The sequence below is a fragment of the Ramlibacter sp. WS9 genome (assembly GCF_003797765.1).
In the GTDB taxonomy this organism is placed as follows: Bacteria; Pseudomonadota; Gammaproteobacteria; order Burkholderiales; family Burkholderiaceae_C; genus Ramlibacter.
On record NZ_RKMB01000020.1, the window covers coordinates 58,638 to 76,019 of the forward strand.

The following is a 17,382-nucleotide window of genomic DNA, read 5'->3' on the forward strand; positions in this document are numbered from 1 at the left end:
GCGCGCATTGAGCACACGGATGCGCTGGCGTCTGGCAGTCCTGGCGCTGCTGGCGATGGGCCTCGTCTGGTCGGTGGGCATCGAGCCGCGCTGGGTCGCGCAGCGCCACCTGCAGCACACAGTCGCGTCGTGGCAGGGGCCGCCGGGACTCAAGGTGGCCGTGGCGTCGGATTGGCACTTCACCCGGCGCCCCTTCTGGCGTGTGATGACCGCGGAGCGGGCCCGCGGCATCGTCGCCGAGATCAACGCCGCAAAGCCCGACGTGGTGCTGCTGCCGGGCGATCTGATCGCCAGCCAGAACGACGACCCGGACATCGCGAAGCCGGAAGACGAGATCGCCACGGTGCTCGGCGAACTGCGCGCGCCGTTGGGCGTTTATGCCGTCCTGGGCAACCACGACTGGTGGCACGACGCCCCGGCCATCGCGGCAGCGCTGCGCAAGAAGGGTATCGCGGTGCTGGAGAACGATGCCGTGCCGCTAGAGGGAACATCGCTCTGGGTGGTGGGCATCGGCGACGACTACACCGGTCATTCGCAGCCAAGGAAGGCCATCGCCAAATTGCCGGCCGATGCCCAGGCGCTGGTGTTGATGCACGACCCAGCCAGCCTGCTGGAACTGCCGGCGATCACGGGCCTGGCCGTCGCCGGCCACACCCACGGCGGCCAGGTGTCGATCCCGTTTTACGGTGCGTTGGCACTGCCCACGGCCGCGCCGCGGCAATGGGCCCACGGCTGGATCGATCACGGCCCCAACCGGATGTACGTTACCAGCGGACTGGGAGTGAGCATCTTCCCCGTGCGCTTCAACATGCGGCCCGAATGGGCCCTGATCACCATCAACGGAGGAACGAAGTAAGTGGCGAAATTCGAAGCGGTACTGTTCGACTGCGACGGCGTGCTGGTCGACAGCGAGTCCATCACCAACGGCGTCTTGCGCGAGATGCTGGAGGACCTGGGCTGGAAACTCACATCCGAGGAGTGCATGCGCATCTTCATCGGCAAGGCCATCAAGGACGAGCGCGCGCAGATCGAAGCGCACACCGGCCGGCCGCTGGCCGACGAATGGCTCGCCAGCTTTCGCGAGCGTCGCAATGAACAGCTGCTGCTCCGTGTGGAGGCGGTTCGCGGTGCTGTCGAAGTTGTGAGGCAGATCCATGAGCGTTTCGATGGCCGCATCGCCTGCGCTTCGGGCGCCGACCGCGCAAAGGTCGAACTGCAATTGGAAAAGTGCGGCCTCATGCCGTTTTTTCGCGGCCGTGTCTTCAGCGGCCACGAGCTGCCTCGGTCCAAACCGGCGCCCGATGTGTACCTTGCGGCGGCGGCCGCGCTCGGGGTGAACCCGACGCATTGCGCCGTAATCGAGGACACGTCCATCGGCGCGACCGCTGGTGTGGCCGCCGGCGCGACGGTCTTCGGCTACAGCCCGCCCGAAGCGGGCCACGACACGCCGGCGGCGCTGCGCGCTGTCGGCGTCGCGGCTGTGTTTACCGACATGGTGGAGTTGCCTGGGTTGCTGGGCTAGTCGCATCGTCGCGCGAGCGAACGACTGTCTCCCCCAATCGGAGGATGTGGGCGGGGCGCGCAATTGCTAGATTCGCGAACCTCCAGGGAGACGTCATGCTCACACTCGCGCACCTCACGCAAATCATGCGGCACGCATCGCATGCCAAGCTCGACAGGTTCCTGCCGCACCTCAACGAAGCCATGAGCGCGTTCGACATCACCGGGCGAATGCGGGTGGCGGCGTTCATCGCGCAGCTGGCGCACGAGTCCGGCGAGTTCCAGTTCATGGAAGAGATCTGGGGGCCGACCGAGGCGCAGAAGCGGTACGAGCCCGTGACCCCCCTGTCCAAGAGGCTGGGCAACACCCAGCCGGGCGACGGCAAACGCTTCAAGGGCCGAGGGCCGATCCAGATCACCGGCCGCGACAACTACCAGCGCTACGGCGCGCTGATGGGGCTGGACCTGGTGAGCAAGCCCGAGTTGGCCGCCACGCCCGAAGTCGGTTTCACGACGGCGGCCCTCTTCTGGCAGAAGAATGGTTTGAACGCGCTCGCCGACGCCGGCGACTTCCGCGGCATCACGCAGCGCATCAACGGTGGCCAGAACGGCGCGGCAGACCGTGAAGCGTTCTACAAGCGCGCGCTGGACGTGCTGAAGGATGCGTTCCCCGCCGGCGCATCGGCTGCGGCCGCGCGGCGCAAGGCACAGCCCGCCGAAGACTTTACGCGCGGCGTCGAGGTCGTGCGCATCGATACCCCGCCGCCCACCAAGCCCGCGGCCAAGGGCCGGAAGGGCGCCGCCGCCAAGGACAAGGCCGAAGGCCCCATCCTCAATGCCCGGCCCGACACCCTGGACTTCCGCGACGCGATGTACGTGCCGACGCTGGTGGAGGTGCCCACGCACATTCCCCTGGGCAACTACCTCGACCACGACGTGCCCATCCTCGACCAGGGCACCGAAGGCGCGTGCACCGGCTTCGGCCTGGCGACCGTGGCGAACTACCTGCTGCGCCGCCGGCGCGTGATCCCCGACGCGGCGCCCGTCAGCCCGCGCATGCTGTACGACCTGGCGCGTCGCTACGACGAGTGGCCGGGCGAAGACTATTCCGGCTCCAGCGCTCGCGGCGCGATGAAGGGCTGGCACAAGCACGGCGTCTGCGCCGAGACGCTCTATCCGGTCAAGCCGCGTCGCGACGACGCGCGCGGCCTGACGGATGCGCGAACCTCCGAAGCCCGGCGCCGCCCGCTGGGCGCGTACTTCCGCGTGAACCATCGCGATGTCGTGGCGATGCATTCGGCGCTGGCCGAGGTGGGCATCCTCTACGCCACCAGTGTGGTGCACGCAGGCTGGCGCTCGGTGGGGCCGGACGGCATCGTCGCGTTCCCCGCACCGGATCTCGGCGGCCACGCGTTCGCCATCGTGGCCTATGACGAAGAAGGCTTCTGGATCCAGAACTCCTGGGGCCCGGGCTGGGGCCGGGGCGGTTTCGCCCGCATCTGCTACGACGACTGGCTGAAGAACGGCACCGACGTGTGGGTTGCCCGGCTGGGCGCGCCGGTGACGTTGCGCACGCTGGAATCGACCGCCACGGCGCATGCCACCACGTCCGGCCAGACGGCCGCCTATTCGTTCGCCGACCTGCGCCCGCACGTGATCAGCGTCGGCAACAACGGCATGCTCAAGCCGGGCGGCGACTACGGCGTCACGCCCGACAGCCTGCGCCATATCTTCGAGGAAGATATTCCCCGCGTCACGCGGGGCTGGAAGAAGCTGCGCATCCTGCTGTACGCGCACGGTGGCCTGGTGGGCCAGCAGGCGGCGGTGCAGCGGCTCGCCGAGTACCGGCCCGCGCTGTTGGAGGCGCAGGTCTATCCGCTGGCGTTCATCTGGAACAGCGACTACTGGACAACGATCACCAACATCCTGCAGGACGCCGTGCGCCGGCGCCGGCCCGAGGGCGTGCTCGACGCGGCCAAGGACTTCATGCTGGACCGCCTGGACGACGCGCTGGAACCGCTTGCCCGCAGCCTGACGGGCAAGTCGGCCTGGAGCGAGATGAAAGAGAACGCGCTGGCCGCCAGCAACAAAGGCGGCGCTGCGCAACTGGTGGCGGATCTGCTGGCAGAGCTGGACCACGACAATGTGGAAATCCACGTCGTGGGTCACAGCGCGGGTTCCATCCTGCACGCGCCTCTTATCAAGCTGCTGACCGCCGGCAAGCGCAAGATCGAGAGCTGCACGCTCTGGGCGCCCGCGTGCACAGTCGACCTGTTCAAGCAGAACTACCTGCCGGCCATCCAGTCGGGGAAGATCGGCCGCTTCGCGCTGTACATGCTCAACGACGAGACGGAGCAGGCCGACAACTGCGCGAAGATCTACAACAAGTCGCTGCTGTACCTGGTGTCGAACGCCTTTGAAGACAAGGCCCGCATCCCGGGTTTCCGGGATGGTGTGGCGATCCTCGGCATGCAGAAGTTCCTGGACGCCGACATCCGCGCGCTGTTCAAGACGGCGCGCCACCGGCTGGTACTCGCGCCCAACCAGCAGCCGGTGGATTCGGGCATGGCCTCCGAGGCGCGCCACCACGGCGATTTCGACGACGACCCGCACACGGTAGCCTCGACGTTCGCATACATCCTGGGCGTCGCCGCGAAGGATGCAGAACCGTCAGTCATTCAGTTCCGCAGCAGCGGCAGTTCATTGCGCGAAAAGCGAATGGGGATGGATGCCAGGACGGCTGTGGACGGTGGTCGCTAGGGGCGGAAGCTCGTCATCCTCGCTTGGTCCGGGATCTATGGCGCTCTGAGACCTCGCGGCAACACCGTGCACGGCCGCGCCGCAGCCCGCCCACGCACAGCTTTGCCGCGAGGTCTATGAGCGACCCTTGCCGCGAGGTCCATGAGCGAAACCCACGACGTGCAAGCACTAAACCAAACTCATTGCTCCGCGAAAGCCCGCTCGATCACAAAGTCCCCGGGCCTGGACGTATTTCCTTCGGCGAAGCCCAGCCCTTCCAGCATGTGCTTCAGGTCCTTCAGCATGCCTGGGCTGCCGCAGATCATCACGCGGTCTTCGGCCTGATTCAGTGGCGGGATGCCGAGGTCTTCGAACATCTTGCCGGTCTGCATCAGGTCGGTGACGCGGCCCATGTTGCGGTAGGCCTCGCGGGTGACGGTGGGGTAGTAGCTCAGCTGGCTGCGCACCATGTCGCCGAGGATTTCGTGGGCCGGCAGGTGTTCGACCAGCAAGTCGTGATAGGCCAGCTCGTCCTTCTGCCGCACGCCGTGCACCAGGATGATCTGCTCGAATTTCTCGTACGTTTCCGGGTCGTGCACGATGCTCATGAAGGGCGCGAGGCCCGTGCCCGTGGACAGCAGGAACAGGCGCTTGCCCGGCAGCAAGTAGTCGATCAGCAGCGTGCCGGTGGGCTTGCGCCCGACGATGATTTTGTCGCCCACCTGGATGTGCTGCAGGCGCGAAGTGAGGGGACCGTCCGGCACCTTGATGCTCAGGAACTCCAGGTGCTCTTCGTAATTGGCGCTGACGATGCTATACGCCCGTAGCAGCGGCTTCTCGTTCACGCGCAGGCCGATCATCGTGAAGTGGCCGTTGGAAAAGCGCAGCGAAGGGTCGCGCGTGGTCTTGAATGTGAACAGTTTGTCCGTCCAATGGTGGATGGACAGGACGGTTTCTTCGTTGAAGGCGCTCATGGGATGGTCCGCGATGCGGAAGTCGGAAGTGGCAAGGTCAATGGTATTCAGGCACGGGGCCTGGGCGCGGCACCGGGGCGACAGCCCCTGCCCGCTCTACGGAATTGTGCCAGGGGTTCAGGCGGCGGCCGCCGCCTGGTGCCGCGCCGCCTGCCGCGTCGCCGAGAACGTGCCCGTACCAAGCCAGTGCCACAGCTTCGCCGAGTCGCGTCCCTTGACCGCCAGCTGGCCCGGCCGCATCGCTTCCCGCGGCGTGCGGTCGCCGCCCCAGACTTCGGTCAAGGCACGCACCGTGGACTCCACCACGAGCGTGACTTCGCGCCCAGGGTCGTCCCTGCACAGGTCGACCACGCCGTCTTCGACCACCAGCCACCACTGGCGCTCACCGGCCCGCGCGTCATGGAACTCGAAATAGATGATCACCGGCGTTGGAGGAAATTGGTCCAGCCGGATTGATCGCCGGATGTCCCACAGCAGCAGGCTCACGTCGAGTTCGTCCTCGCGCAGGTCGCTGTCGATCCAGCGGGCGCCCCAGTGGCCCAGCGCCATGACGATGGGGCGCAGCTCCTCGCCGGCCGGCGTCAGGTGATATTCACGGACCTTGCCCTCGGCGCTTCGCTGCACCACGCCCACTTCTTCCAGCCGCCGCAGCCGCTGCGCGAGCAGGCTGGTCGACATCCGCGGCACGCCCCGGTGCAGGTCGTTGAAGCGCTTGCTGCCGCACAGCAATTCCCGGATGATGAGCGGCGTCCAGCGCTCGCACAACACTTCGGCACCGCGTGCCACCGTGCAAAACTGTCCGTAGCCGGTCTCCATCGCTGTCTCCTGGCGCCCAAAGAGCGCTTCAGATTCTGGACTAGCCAGGGCGCCGCGTCACGCGCACTCTTGCGCTTCGGCATCAGCCGACCCAACCGTATCAAGGAGTGACAGCATGACCATCAACTTAAAAGGCCTGGACGGCGCCGCGGTGTCCATCACGCCCGAAGCGCTGCAGGCATTCAAGGCCGGCTTCAAGGGCGTGGTGCTCGCGCCCGAGGACGCCGCCTACGAGGAAACACGCAAGATCTGGAACGCGATGATCGACCGGCGGCCCGGCCTCATCGCGCGCTGCTCGGGCACGGCCGACGTGGTGCAGGCGGTGCGCTTCGCTGCCCAGCACAAGCTGCTGCATTCGGTGCGCGGCGGCGGCCACAACATCGCGGGCCTGGCGGTGTGCGACGGCGGGCTGATGATCGACATGTCGCTGCTGCGCGGCGTCTGGGTCGATCCGGTGGGCCGGACAGCTCGAGCGCAAGCGGGCTGCACGCTGGCCATGCTCGACCGTGAGACGCAGATGCATGGCCTGGCGGCCGTCATGGGCTTCGTTTCCGAAACGGGGATCGCGGGGCTCACGGTGGGCGGCGGCTTTGGCTACCTCACGCGCCGGCACGGCTGGACCTGCGACACCGTGCGCTCGATGGAGGTGGTGACCGCCGATGCCAAGGTCGTGCGTGGCAGCGCGACCGAGAACGCCGACCTGTTCTGGGCGCTGCGCGGGGGCAGCGGCAACTTCGGCATCGTCACCTCGTTCGAATACGAGCTGTTCCCCACCGGCCCGGAAATCCTGGGCGGTGCCATCGCGTGGCGCGGCGAAGACGCGAAGCAGGTGTTGGACACCTTCCGCGAGTTCAGCGCCACTGCGCCGCGCGAGTTGACGCTGGTTGCCGCGCTGCGCATCGCGCCGCCCGCGCCCTGGCTGCCCAAGGAAATCCACGGCAAGCCGATGGCCGCGATCTTCGTGTGCTACACCGGCAAGGTGGAGGACGGGGAAAAGCTGCTGGCACCGCTCCGCAAAATGGGCAGCCCGGTGGCCGACATCGTGATGCGCAGGCCCTACACCCAGATGCAGAGCTTGCTCGACGCGACGCAGCCCAAGGGCCGGCGCTACTACTGGAAGTCGCACTACCTCGGCGCGATCGGGCGTGAGGCCGTGGACGTGGCCATCACGCATGCGGCGCGCATCGCCTCACCGCATTCCGCCATCCTGATGTTCCAGATCGGCGGCGCGTTGAACGAGCTGCCGGCCGGCCACTCGCCCGCGGGCAATCGCGACGCGCACTACGTGCTCAACATCGCGGGATCATGGGAGAAACCGGACGACGACGCGGTCAACATGGGTTGGGCACGCGACACCTTCGAGGCCATGAAGCCGTTCTCCACGGGCGGCACCTACGTCAACTTCCTGACTGAGGAGGAGGGTGCGGGACGCATCGAGGCCGCGTACGGCCGGCCGGCGCTGGACAAGCTGGCGGCGATCAAACGCAAGTGGGATCCGGAAAACTTCTTCAGGCATACCAAGAGCGTGGGCGGATAAGGCTCTGGCACGGTCCATCCGACCGGATATTTTTTCAGGCTGCTTTAATCCGGATGTCGATTCCGGCGGTTGCCGTTCGTCGTGGAAGTAACCCGACGACGGCAATCCCGCCGCAACTGGAAAGGACATCCCATGAAGTTCCTCTGCCTGGCCTATTACGAGCCCGAAAAAATGGGTGCCATGCCGCCCGCCGAGCTGCAGGCGATGGTCAGCCAATGCCCGGCGCGCGACGCCGAGCTCAAGGCCAGCGGCCACCTGCGCGTCAGCGCCTCACTGCAAGGTCCCGAAGCAGCAATCTCCTTGCGGCCGACGGGGGCCCAGCCGCATGTGACCGACGGGCCCTTCGCGGAATCGAAGGAAATGGTGGGCGGCTTCTTCATCATCGAAGCGGCCGACCGCGAGGAGGCCGTCCGCATCGCCTCGCTGCACCCGGCTGCCACGCTGGGCGAAGCGGCGGGCTGGGGGATCGAGGTGCACCCGATCGGCATGTGGCTCGACCACGGGGTGGGCCAATGACTGCCGCCGAAAATCGCCGGCGTTGGTGGGCGCTGATGGTGCTGTGCCTGGGCGTGCTGATGATCGTGCTGGACACGACGATCGTGAACGTGGCGCTGCCGTCGATCCGCACCGATCTGGGTTTTTCCGAAACCTCGCTGGTCTGGGTGGTCAATGCCTACATGCTGACCTTCGGCGGATTCCTGCTCTTGGGCGGCCGTCTCGGCGACCTGTACGGCCACCGCCGGCTGTTCCTGGCCGGTATCGTGCTCTTCACGGTGGCTTCGCTGGGCTGCGGGTTGGCGCAATCGCAGGCCATGCTGATCGTCGCGCGCTCCGTGCAGGGGCTGGGCGGCGCCGTCGTGTCCGCCGTGGCGCTGTCGCTCATCATGAACCTGTTCCCCGACGCGCAAGGCCGCGCCAAGGCGATGGGGGTCTATGGTTTTGTCTGCGCGGCGGGCGGCAGCATCGGCGTGCTGCTGGGCGGGCTCCTCACCGGAACGATGGGCTGGCACTGGATATTCCTGGTCAACCTGCCGATCGGCGCGGCGGTGTTCGTGCTGTGCCTGATGTTGATCGACGCCGGCACTGGACAGGCGGGGCAGAAGCTGGACCTGGGCGGCGCGTTCACCGTCACCACCGCGCTGATGCTGGCCGTCTACGCCGTCGTCAACGGCAACCAGGCTGGATGGACGTCGACGCAAACGCTGGGCCTGCTGGTTTCGGCGGCGGTGCTGTTGGCGATGTTTCTCTTCATCGAATCACGGGCGAAGTCGCCACTGATGCCGCTCTCGCTGTTCAAGTTGCGCAACGTCGCCACGGCCAATGTCGCCGGCGTGCTGTGGGCGGCCGCGATGTTCGCGTGGTTCTTCATCTCGGCGCTCTACATGCAGCTCGTGCTTGAATACACGCCGCTGCAGGTTGGCCTGGCGTTTCTTCCGGCCAACCTGATCATGGCGGCGCTCTCGCTCGGCGCCTCAGCGAAGATCGTCATGCGCTACGGCTTCAGGCTCCCGCTCGCGGCCGGCCTCGGCCTGGCCGCGGCGGGGCTGGCGCTGTTCGCGCGCGCGCCGGTGGACGGAACATTCATCGCCGACGTGCTGCCCGGCATGACGCTGCTCGGGCTCGGCGCCGGCATCGCACTCAACCCGATGCTCATGTCCGCGATGAGCGATGTCGACCCCGCCGATTCAGGTCTCGCGTCGGGCGTCGTCAATACGTCGTTCATGATGGGCGGCGCGCTGGGGTTGGCGGTGCTGGCGAGCATGGCCGCCGCGCGCACCGAAGCGCTGCAGGGCGCGGGCGCAGCACAGGCGTCGGCTTTGACGGGCGGCTACCACCTGGCCTTTGCCCTGGGCGCGCTGTTCGCGCTGGCGGCGGCGGGCCTGGGCGCCTGGTTCATGCGGAACGCAACCGTGCGGGCCGGGGCGCCTGCCTGATTCTTCGCCCCGCGGCTATCGGCTGACACCATGCTCTACGCGCAAGACAGGCGTTCCTTCGGCTTGTGTTCGGCGACCTCGCGGCGAAGCCGTGCGTGGGCGGGCTGCGGCGCGATGGCTACGGCGTTCGGCATCGCTTGCTGTCGCAAGCTTCTGCCGAATTCCTTGCGCCGGGTGACCGCGCGACCCGCGCGAAAAAACTCTCTCCGCTTTGCTCCGTTCAAACAATTTTCGCGAGCATGAAACGGTCGCACGGCTGAAGCCGTGCGGGGCCGCGCGGTCACCCGCCGCAAGCGCCTGGGCTTTATTCGCGCCACAGCCCGCCCACGCACAGCTTCGCAAACCATCCATGCACGCCACCGGTGGACGGCCAACGCTTCACTGTCCGCCACAACATGGGCGCGCCACCGTTGGCCCGCCACGCTCTCACTGCAACGCCGTGCATGGCCGGGCCGCGGCGCGAATAAAGCCCAGGCGCCCGCGGTGGACGGTCTTGCGGCCCAGCGTCGCTTGCGACGCGACCGTCTCATGCTCGCGGCACCTGTTTGAGTCGCAGCAAAGCGGAGGCGAGTTGTGCCGCGCGGGCCGCAAGACCGTTCAGCGCGGGGACTCCGGCAGGAGCTTGCGACAGCAAGCGATGCCGGACGCCGTAGCCATCGCGCCGCAGCCCGGCCATGCACGGCGTTGCCGCGAGGTCGCCGAGTCCGGCGTTTCGTGCGACGCTCACCCCGCCCCGTGGCACTTCTTGTACTTCTTGCCGCTGCCGCAAGGGCACAGGTCGTTGCGGCCGGGCTCGGGGCCCTTGCGCACGGATTGGACCTTCGGGCCCAGGCTCTTCCATAGCTGACGCAGGTCGTACACCGCCCAGATGGCGGCGCCGAAGTCGTCCAGCCGCTGGTCGCTCACGCTGGGCGGGCCGTCTTCCGCGAACATCGAAACGGACGGTTTGCCGGTGTCGTCGCCCGCGAGCGCGACGATGCAGCCGAGTGCGTGGTCGAGCATCTGCGCCGCGTCGGCGTCGCGCGGCGGCGTCCACTCGTCGGGCCAGGTTTCCACGGCATACATGAAACCCAGGGCCCAGACCTGCGCGAAGGCAGGAAGGCCGGCCATGTCCGTATCGCCGCGCTCCGCTTCGGGCAGCGCCAGCACCGCGCCGCGTGTGTCCAGCACTTCCGGCTGGAACGTCCGGTCATCGTCGAGCGTTTCAACGGGCGCGTCCAGCGCGCTGGCGATCTCGGCCCACCGGCGGCGCCAGCGCCAGACGAATTCCATGTGCTGGACCGGGTTGAAGGTGTCGCCCAGCAGCACCGGCCAGTATTCCTCGGGCGCGATGGCGCGCCGCGAGCAGACCATCGCGGCGAGGAAGCCTTCGCAGAATTCCCACTGTGGGACTTCGTCGTCGCCCTCGCGAATCAGGTCCAGTTCGGCGTCCTGAGCATCGAAGTCGTCGGCGGTCAGCGGGGTGGTGTCGGGTGAAGCATTCATGGGCAGAGGGGATTGTGCATCCGGACGATAATCCGCCGATACGACGACAAAAGGAACGCATCATGTACCGCCTGGAAGACGAAGAAGATCCGCCGGCAGCCCCCGGCACCACCAACATCGAGCTGCGCAGCTCCTTCCTCGAAGAGAAGGCATTCAAGTCCCGCACCGTCCTGCTGTTCGGCACCGTCTCCGACACATCCGCCAGCGATATCGCGCGGCGACTGCTGGCGCTGGACGCCGACTCCAGCAAGCCCATCAATTTGCTGGTGAGCTCGCCCGGCGGCCACCTGGAGTCCGGCGACGCCATCCACGACATCATCCGGTTCATCGAGGCGCCCGTGAACATGATCGGCACCGGCTGGGTCGGCAGCGCCGCGACCCACCTCTACCTGGCCGTGCCACGCGAGCGCCGCTTCTGCCTGCCGAACACGCGCTTCCTGATCCACCAGCCGAGCGGTGCGTCCGGCGGCCAGGCGACGGACATCGCCATCCATGCGCAAGAAATCATCAAGGCGCGCGAGCGCATCGCGCGCATCATCGCCCGCGAAACCGGCCGCCCACTGGACACGGTGCTCGTCGATATCGAGCGCGACCGCTGGCTGTCGGCCGAAGAAGCAATCACCTACGGCCTGGTCGGCAGCATCGTCAACCGCAAGACCGAACTGCCGCGCTGAGCAGCGCGTCGCACCTGGGCGCTAAGGCCAGGCGGGCCTTCAGGCCGGTTCGGGCTCCAGCTCGAGCCGGGCTGCAAGGCTGGCCGTGAGTGCCGACATGGCACGTTCCAGCTGGCCCAGCCTTTCCTGAACGCAGGTCGGCGGCGAGTAGGTGCGAAGCGCCTGCTCCAGCTCGCCGGCCAGCGCCTGCACCTTGCGAGCCCCAATGTGGCCGGCCACCGACTTGGTGGTGTGCGAGAGCGCTTCTGCTGCCGCCAGGTCCCCGTTGGCCAATGCCTGGTGGATTTGCTCGGGCGCGCGCCCCTGCGTTGCACAAAACCGCACCAGCAATTCGCGGTAGAGCGTTTCGTTGCCGCGGACATAGCCCAACCCATCCTTCCACTCCAGGCCGGGCACGCCGTCCAGCCAATGCCCGAGTTCGGCATGGGCCGACTCGCCACCCCCAATGCCGGTGCCCGCGGGCGTAACGGCAGGAGGCGAGATCCAGCGCAGCAGTGTCGCCCACAGCACGCGCGGGTCGATCGGCTTGGTCAGCGAGTCGTTCATGCCCGCCTCGATGCACAGCTGGCGGTCCTGCTCCATCGCGTTGGCGGTCATGGCGATGATCGGCAGCTTGGCCAGCGTGGGAATGCGGCGTATGGCGCGGGTTGCCGCAACGCCGTCCATCACCGGCATCTGCATGTCCATGAACACCAGGTCGAACCGCGACCGCTGCACCATGTCCAGCGCCACCTGGCCGTCCCCGGCCACCTCGACCTGCAACCCAGACTGTTCGAGGATCTCGCGGGCAACCATCTGGTTGATGTCGTTGTCTTCCACCAGCAGCACGCGTGCGCCGCGGATGCCGGCCAGCAGCGACGGCGGCACGGGCGCCTCGGGTGCGCCGACGATTTCGCGCCGCGACGGCGTGACCGAACGCTTCCTGGCCAGCACATCCACCGTCGCGTCGTACAAGGTCGACGCGCGGACCGGCTTGACCAGCACCGTGTCGATGCCGCATGCGTCGGCCTCTTTCAACATGTCTTCGCGGCTGTAGGCCGACACCATCATCATGAGCGGCGGCACTTCCAGGCCCAACGCCTTGATGCGCGTGGCCGTGTCGATGCCGTCCATGCCCGGCATCCGCCAGTCCACGTAGACGATGTCGAAAGGCCGTCCCTCGATGGCCGCGGAGCGCACCGCGTCGATGGCCTCAACGCCCGTGGCCGCTTCCGTGACTTCGAAGGTCAGGCTGTGCAGCATGTCGGCGATCGCGGCGCGTGCATCGAAGCTGTCGTCCACCACCAGCGCGCGGCAGCCGCGCAGGCTGGGCTGCACCGTCAGCTGCCGTTCGTGGCCCAGCCCCAGCTTGGCGGTGCACCAGAAGGTGCTGCCGCGCCCGGGCGCACTGCGCACGCCGACTTCGCCGCCCATCAGTTCGGCGAGTTTGCGGCTCACCACCAAGCCGAGGCCGCTGCCGTCCTGGAAGGATGTGAAGAGCCGGCCGGCCTGTTCGGCGTCCATCCCCATGCCGGTGTCGCGCACCTCGAAACGAATCATCGCGTCGGTCTCGGTGCGCGAAAGCTCCGTCACGGAGACAGCGACCTCGCCGCGCTCGGTGTGGCTCACGGCATTGGCAATGAAGTTCTGCAGGATCTGCCCGAGCCGCAACGCGTCACCACGCACACTGCGCGGCACCGACGGGTCGATGTCGATCACCAGTTCCAGTCCCTTCTGCGCCATCTCGTGCGCAACCGGGCCGCAGGCGCTGTCGAGCAATTTCTCCAGATCGAAATCGTCGCACTCCAGCGCCAGTTGGCCCGCCTGCGCGCGCGAGAAGTCGAGCACGTCGTTGATCATGCCCAGCAGTTGCTGGCCGGCCGCCTGGATCTTTCCCACATAGTCGCGCTGGCGCGGTGTGAGGTCGGTCTTGAGCAGCAGGTGCGAAAGGCCGAAGACGGTGTTCATCGGCGTGCGAATCTCGTGACCCATGTTGGCCAGGAATGCCGTGGCCGGCGCTGCGGGCTGGGCATCGCTGGGGGTGGACCGATGTGGGGACTGCATGATTGGTTTCTCCTGTAACGGGATGAAACCACGGCACACGCTTCGGCGCTTAGGGAATTTCCGTAACCCTGTGCCGAAAACCGTGTGGTTTATCCGCTTTCGATCTCATTCATCAACTGATAGCGGCGCTGCCCATACCACCGCAGCAGGCATTCGCGGTCGCGGCAGGTCGCTTCGCGGCGCCGCCATTCCTCGTCGCTGCGCTGCTGGAAGGCCCAGGTGTTGCGCGCGGAAATCTTCGCGCGCGCATGCAACTGGCCCAATTCGCGATCGAGCCGCGCGAGCTGGGCGTCGGAGCAGATGAGTTTCTCGGACACCGAACGGGCCTTCGCGCAATCGAAACTCGCGTGCGTGGACGAAGCGGCCACGGCTTTCTGCGGCACCCGGGCGGGCGCGGCCTTGGCGAGCTCTGGACGGCGCGGCTGCGGCTTGGGCGGATCGGTTTGTACGAACTGTGGTTTGGAAAGGACCGGGGGCGCCGGAGTCTTTGCAGCTTCGACGGCCGGCGCCGGGTGGCCCGGCCTCAGCAACTCGACCCGGCGCAGCAACTCCCCGCGGCGGGCCGCCGTGTCGTGGCCCGTATCGCGCAGCAGAGCGTCGTAGTGGGCCACGAGCCGGTCGCGGACGCGGCCGGACTCGGCCGATTCCCGCCCCTTGAACTGGTCCGCAACCCGGCACGCCATGATGAACGCGACCTCGGCATCATGGGTGCGGCCGGCGGCTGCGGCCTCTTTGCCGACCGCCATGAACGCGCCGACATCGGATGGGCCGTCGCTGGAGAGGCCCGGCGGTATCTGGAAGCGGCCATCCGCCTCACCACTGGGTGCGGCGGCCGGCGCCAGCGGGCAGGGGACGCGCGGCTTGGGCGCCATCGCGACGCGCTGCGCCGTGACGGTGCCGGTGGGGCCGGCCGCAGGGCTTCGCCAGCGCGGGGCGAGCACGATGGCCGCGCTAACGGCAGCACCGAGAACAACGCCGGAAGCCAGGATGATTCCCTCGCGCGAATTGATGCGCAATGTGATGCCCATGGATTCCAACCATACCGTGCCAAGTGCCGCGGCAGAGGCTTGCGTGACAGATTGCTGCACATCTCACTGCCGGCCGCAATGCAGCTGAGCAGCACCATCCTTGCCACCGCGATTCAGGAGCGCAGCCGACTGCCGCGCAGGCAGCATCGCGTCAAGCGGTGATAGGAGGCTTGAACTCGGTGAGGGGAATCAGGCCCTGGTCACCGTCTTCGTAGAGCAGGTGCGCCGCGGAGCCTTCGAGCATCCAGCAGGCCTTGAACGTCCGGCCCTGGAGCGTGGCGCTGGCTTCGCGCAGGGCGGCGCGAAACTGCGGCTTCAGGCGATTGAGCACATCCTCGCTGGTGCACGGGCCGTTGGAGATGCGGATCTGGTCATTGCCGTTGCTTGCCACCAACTCGTCGGCCATGGCGGGCGCTGCCAGCAGGGCCGCGGCGCACAGAAGGGCGAATTTCATGAACATCTCCCGGTATCGATGCGCAACGACAGTGCTGCACGTCGATTCCATCGTGCGCGCGCGGCCCGCTCACGCGTGTAGGAAAGGCTCCCCAAGGCCGGTCGTCGGCCGCCAACGCCCGGCGCCAGCTACCAGCCTGCCGCCATGGAGTCCAGTGAGAAACGGGGGTCGCCCGTCACGGCGCCGGTGCTCACGAACTCCATCTGCCCCATCGTCAAGGTCTGCAGTTGGTTGATGGTGTTGGCATCCCAGGCGGCGTTGGGTTCGCCTTGCACGAAGAAATCGGAACCGATGTCCGACACGTACAGGCCGTAGCGCTTCATCGCCGTGGCCAACGCCCGCGCCTGCGCCGTCCAGCCGGCGGGAATGATGAAGTCGGCCTTCAGCCGCAACAGCGCGCCGAAGGGAATCCCCGCCGCCGTCTCGCCTCCGGCGGCATGGCGTGCCGGCCAGACGAAGCTGCGCGCCAGCACGCTGTCGCGAAAGGTCACGCGCAAGGGGTGGTGCACTTCGCCCGACGAGGATTCGGCCGCGCGGGCGAGCAGCGGCGTGATCGGCAGCCCGGCCGCGTCGCCGGAAGTCCACCCGGATGGACGCAGCGCGAGCGACTTCAGGTCCCAGGCCGCGGTGGCCAGCGTGTACCACTGGCTCGACAAGCGGTAGGAATAGTAGCCCTCCCACAGGCGGCAAGCGCCTTGTTCCACCACCAGCACGTGGTGGTCGCCGCAGGTGTCCGGGTCGTTGCATTGGCCGCCTTCATTGCGCAGGTTGCCGGGCAGCGGGAAGGGGAAGCGCCGCTGCGCGGGCGGCACCGCGCTGCAGTCGCGGGTGAGCGCGAAGCCGCCGCCGCTCGCGACGGCGCAATCGCTTTCGTCGGGCCAGCCCTGTTCGGTGCTGACGCCCGACGCAGCGAAATCGAATGACACCACGGGCCAGTCCGTGGTGGCGGCGCTGCCGTCGACGACGTTGATCGGGATGCCGTAGTACGTCGCCGGCTGCGCGGGGTTGTCGTTGGTACCCCAGTCGGCATGAAAGCGCCGGTCGCTGCCGATGGACGAGATCCACGCGCCGCTGCTCGCGTGCGGCGGGAAGCGCACGGGGTCGTCGATGCGCGTGTTGAAGATCGCCGTGGGCGGGAAAACTTCGCAATTGCCGATCATGGCAACCGCGCCCGGCGCGGGCGGTGGTGCAGGGATGGGCGCTGGCGGCGGCGCAGGTGTGGGGACCGGGGCCGGTGCGGGCGGAGGAACGGGCGCTGGAGCGGAGCCGGGTCCAGGTGCCGGTGCCGGTACCGGAGCGGGCGGTGGGGCCGGCGCAGGTGCCGGGCCGCCACCGCCGCCGCCACAGCCGGCGGCCGCCAATACGGCGACTCCGCAAAACAGCTGTACCAGCCGCTCCAGCTTCTTCTTGTCGGCCCAACTCATGTCCCACTCCAACGCCAAGACGTCCCGATTGTGAAAGGCGCCGGCGCCGCGCAAACGTCACGAGCTGCAAGGCTCTGGGCCCGCGGGTTACAGCTCGACGGTGTTTTGTCATGCCGCAACGCAATACGCCGACCAGAATGTCGGTTCTGTGACAGCGTTGGTCACCACGCCTTGATGTGGGCGCGGGATAGCTCCTACAGCGGCATCAGCCACAGGCCGGATTCAGCAGGGCCAGCGCCGACATCGCGAGCGCGCGATGGCGCCTAAGTTAGCGGAGTTGGGGCGCCTTTGCGCCCGCAGGGGCGCCACCATGAGCCGCGAACACGACGAGCAGAACCGCAACACGGCGGACCCGCAGCAAATGGAGCGCGACGTCGTGCGCGAGGAACGCGAGCGCGAGCGGCGCCAGGTTCAGGACGATGCCGCGCGCCGTCCCGGGGCATGGCACAACGATGCGATCCGCGACGGCGCGGTGGAGCAGCTGGCCGCGCTGTTCGACGAAGACACGGCGCGGGGCTTTCGCGACCGCTGGAACGCCGTGCAGATCGCGTTCGTCGACGATCCACGCCAATCGGTGCAGCGCGCCGACGAGCTGGTCGGTGAGGTGATGAAGAGCCTGGCCGAGAGTTTTGCGCGGCAACGCGTAGCGATCGAGGCCGACATGGGCGAATCGAGCAAGGCATCGACGGAAAACCTGCGCGTCGCGCTGCGCAGCTATCGCTCTTTCTTCGAACGGCTGCTCGCTTTGTAGCTGAACACCGGTGCCAGGCTGAG

The 17,382-nt window shown here is 67.5% G+C and carries 15 protein-coding genes; 8 read left to right on the forward strand and 7 right to left on the reverse strand.

The window, feature by feature from the left end; translation table 11 throughout:
* The first annotated feature begins 19 nt into the window (after positions 1 to 19).
* The 3 genes from EEB15_RS24205 (at position 20) to EEB15_RS24220 (ending at position 4,260) form a co-directional block, all read left to right on the forward strand.
* Complete coding sequence (locus EEB15_RS24205; protein WP_141512524.1) at positions 20 to 856, forward strand: metallophosphoesterase; 837 nt, start codon at positions 20 to 22, stop codon at positions 854 to 856.
* Positions 857 to 1,522: an HAD family phosphatase gene (locus EEB15_RS24210; RefSeq protein ID WP_141512525.1), complete on the forward strand. Its 666-nt coding sequence runs from the start codon at positions 857 to 859 to the stop codon at positions 1,520 to 1,522.
* 95 nt (positions 1,523 to 1,617) lie between these two features.
* Entirely contained in the window at positions 1,618 to 4,260 is a 2,643-nt protein-coding gene (locus EEB15_RS24220; protein ID WP_199236613.1) for a glycoside hydrolase family 19 protein, read from the forward strand.
* Between the two features lie 179 nt (positions 4,261 to 4,439).
* On the opposite strand, the gene EEB15_RS24225 is transcribed toward EEB15_RS24220, so the two are convergent.
* Together EEB15_RS24225 and EEB15_RS24230 are read right to left on the reverse strand one after the other, a co-directional pair.
* Positions 4,440 to 5,213 carry a ferredoxin--NADP reductase gene (locus EEB15_RS24225; RefSeq protein WP_141512526.1) on the reverse strand — a complete coding sequence of 258 codons (774 nt, stop codon included), beginning with the start codon at positions 5,211 to 5,213 and terminating at the stop codon, positions 4,440 to 4,442.
* Between the two features lie 117 nt (positions 5,214 to 5,330).
* Positions 5,331 to 6,029, reverse strand: a complete 699-nt coding sequence (locus EEB15_RS24230; protein WP_141512527.1) for a helix-turn-helix domain-containing protein — start codon at positions 6,027 to 6,029, stop codon at positions 5,331 to 5,333.
* Between the two features lie 115 nt (positions 6,030 to 6,144).
* Between EEB15_RS24230 and EEB15_RS24235 the strand changes: the two genes are divergently transcribed.
* The 3 genes from EEB15_RS24235 (at position 6,145) to EEB15_RS24245 (ending at position 9,500) form a co-directional block, all read left to right on the forward strand.
* A complete protein-coding gene (locus EEB15_RS24235) occupies positions 6,145 to 7,566 on the forward strand; it encodes an FAD-binding oxidoreductase (RefSeq protein WP_141512528.1) in 1,422 nt (473 codons plus the stop codon).
* A 132-nt stretch (positions 7,567 to 7,698) separates the two neighbouring features.
* Positions 7,699 to 8,082, forward strand: a complete 384-nt coding sequence (locus EEB15_RS24240; protein WP_141512529.1) for a YciI family protein — start codon at positions 7,699 to 7,701, stop codon at positions 8,080 to 8,082.
* Positions 8,079 to 9,500: a DHA2 family efflux MFS transporter permease subunit gene (locus EEB15_RS24245; protein ID WP_141512530.1), complete on the forward strand. Its 1,422-nt coding sequence runs from the start codon at positions 8,079 to 8,081 to the stop codon at positions 9,498 to 9,500. The genes EEB15_RS24240 and EEB15_RS24245 overlap by 4 nt, the downstream gene beginning before the upstream one ends.
* 723 nt (positions 9,501 to 10,223) lie before the next feature.
* Here EEB15_RS24245 and EEB15_RS24250 read toward each other — a convergent pair.
* On the reverse strand, positions 10,224 to 10,985 hold the full coding sequence (locus EEB15_RS24250; protein WP_141512531.1) for a YecA family protein: 762 nt from the start codon (positions 10,983 to 10,985) through the stop codon (positions 10,224 to 10,226).
* 62 nt (positions 10,986 to 11,047) lie between these two features.
* Here EEB15_RS24250 and EEB15_RS24255 point away from each other — a divergent pair, with 62 nt between their 5' ends.
* Entirely contained in the window at positions 11,048 to 11,659 is a 612-nt protein-coding gene (locus tag EEB15_RS24255) for an ATP-dependent Clp protease proteolytic subunit (RefSeq protein WP_141512532.1), read from the forward strand.
* A gap of 39 nt (positions 11,660 to 11,698) precedes the next feature.
* Here EEB15_RS24255 and EEB15_RS24260 read toward each other — a convergent pair whose 3' ends face one another.
* The 4 genes from EEB15_RS24260 to EEB15_RS24275 form a co-directional block, all read right to left on the reverse strand.
* Positions 11,699 to 13,702 carry a response regulator gene (locus tag EEB15_RS24260; protein WP_141512533.1) on the reverse strand — a complete coding sequence of 668 codons (2,004 nt, stop codon included), beginning with the start codon at positions 13,700 to 13,702 and terminating at the stop codon, positions 11,699 to 11,701.
* An 89-nt stretch (positions 13,703 to 13,791) separates the two neighbouring features.
* Positions 13,792 to 14,718 (reverse strand): lysozyme inhibitor LprI family protein, encoded by a 927-nt coding sequence (locus tag EEB15_RS24265; RefSeq protein ID WP_233259600.1) that lies wholly within the window; start codon positions 14,716 to 14,718, stop codon positions 13,792 to 13,794.
* Positions 14,719 to 14,881: 163 nt separating this feature from the next.
* A complete protein-coding gene (locus EEB15_RS24270) occupies positions 14,882 to 15,184 on the reverse strand; it encodes a hypothetical protein (protein WP_141512535.1) in 303 nt (100 codons plus the stop codon).
* 128 nt (positions 15,185 to 15,312) lie between these two features.
* Positions 15,313 to 16,608 carry a hypothetical protein gene (locus EEB15_RS24275; RefSeq protein ID WP_158290214.1) on the reverse strand — a complete coding sequence of 432 codons (1,296 nt, stop codon included), beginning with the start codon at positions 16,606 to 16,608 and terminating at the stop codon, positions 15,313 to 15,315.
* Positions 16,609 to 16,918: 310 nt separating this feature from the next.
* On the opposite strand from EEB15_RS24275, the gene EEB15_RS24285 reads away from it, so the two are divergent.
* Complete coding sequence (locus tag EEB15_RS24285; RefSeq protein WP_141512537.1) at positions 16,919 to 17,359, forward strand: hypothetical protein; 441 nt, start codon at positions 16,919 to 16,921, stop codon at positions 17,357 to 17,359.
* Positions 17,360 to 17,382: the final 23 nt, after the last annotated feature.

Excerpts from the sequence above, each read along its gene's own strand:
- EEB15_RS24205 (WP_141512524.1), top strand. The coding sequence starts at position 20 with ATGCGCTGGCGTCTGGCAGTCCTGGCGCTGCTGGCGATGGGCCTCGTC.
- EEB15_RS24220 (WP_199236613.1), top strand. The coding sequence starts at position 1,618 with ATGCTCACACTCGCGCACCTCACGCAAATCATGCGGCACGCATCGCAT.
- EEB15_RS24225 (WP_141512526.1), bottom strand. The coding sequence starts at position 5,213 with ATGAGCGCCTTCAACGAAGAAACCGTCCTGTCCATCCACCATTGGACG.
- EEB15_RS24230 (WP_141512527.1), bottom strand. The coding sequence starts at position 6,029 with ATGGAGACCGGCTACGGACAGTTTTGCACGGTGGCACGCGGTGCCGAA.
- EEB15_RS24235 (WP_141512528.1), top strand. The coding sequence starts at position 6,145 with ATGACCATCAACTTAAAAGGCCTGGACGGCGCCGCGGTGTCCATCACG.
- EEB15_RS24240 (WP_141512529.1), top strand. The coding sequence starts at position 7,699 with ATGAAGTTCCTCTGCCTGGCCTATTACGAGCCCGAAAAAATGGGTGCC.
- EEB15_RS24245 (WP_141512530.1), top strand. The coding sequence starts at position 8,079 with ATGACTGCCGCCGAAAATCGCCGGCGTTGGTGGGCGCTGATGGTGCTG.
- EEB15_RS24250 (WP_141512531.1), bottom strand. The coding sequence starts at position 10,985 with ATGAATGCTTCACCCGACACCACCCCGCTGACCGCCGACGACTTCGAT.
- EEB15_RS24255 (WP_141512532.1), top strand. The coding sequence starts at position 11,048 with ATGTACCGCCTGGAAGACGAAGAAGATCCGCCGGCAGCCCCCGGCACC.
- EEB15_RS24260 (WP_141512533.1), bottom strand. The coding sequence starts at position 13,702 with ATGCAGTCCCCACATCGGTCCACCCCCAGCGATGCCCAGCCCGCAGCG.
- EEB15_RS24270 (WP_141512535.1), bottom strand. The coding sequence starts at position 15,184 with ATGAAATTCGCCCTTCTGTGCGCCGCGGCCCTGCTGGCAGCGCCCGCC.
- EEB15_RS24275 (WP_158290214.1), bottom strand. The coding sequence starts at position 16,608 with ATGAGTTGGGCCGACAAGAAGAAGCTGGAGCGGCTGGTACAGCTGTTT.
- EEB15_RS24285 (WP_141512537.1), top strand. The coding sequence starts at position 16,919 with ATGAGCCGCGAACACGACGAGCAGAACCGCAACACGGCGGACCCGCAG.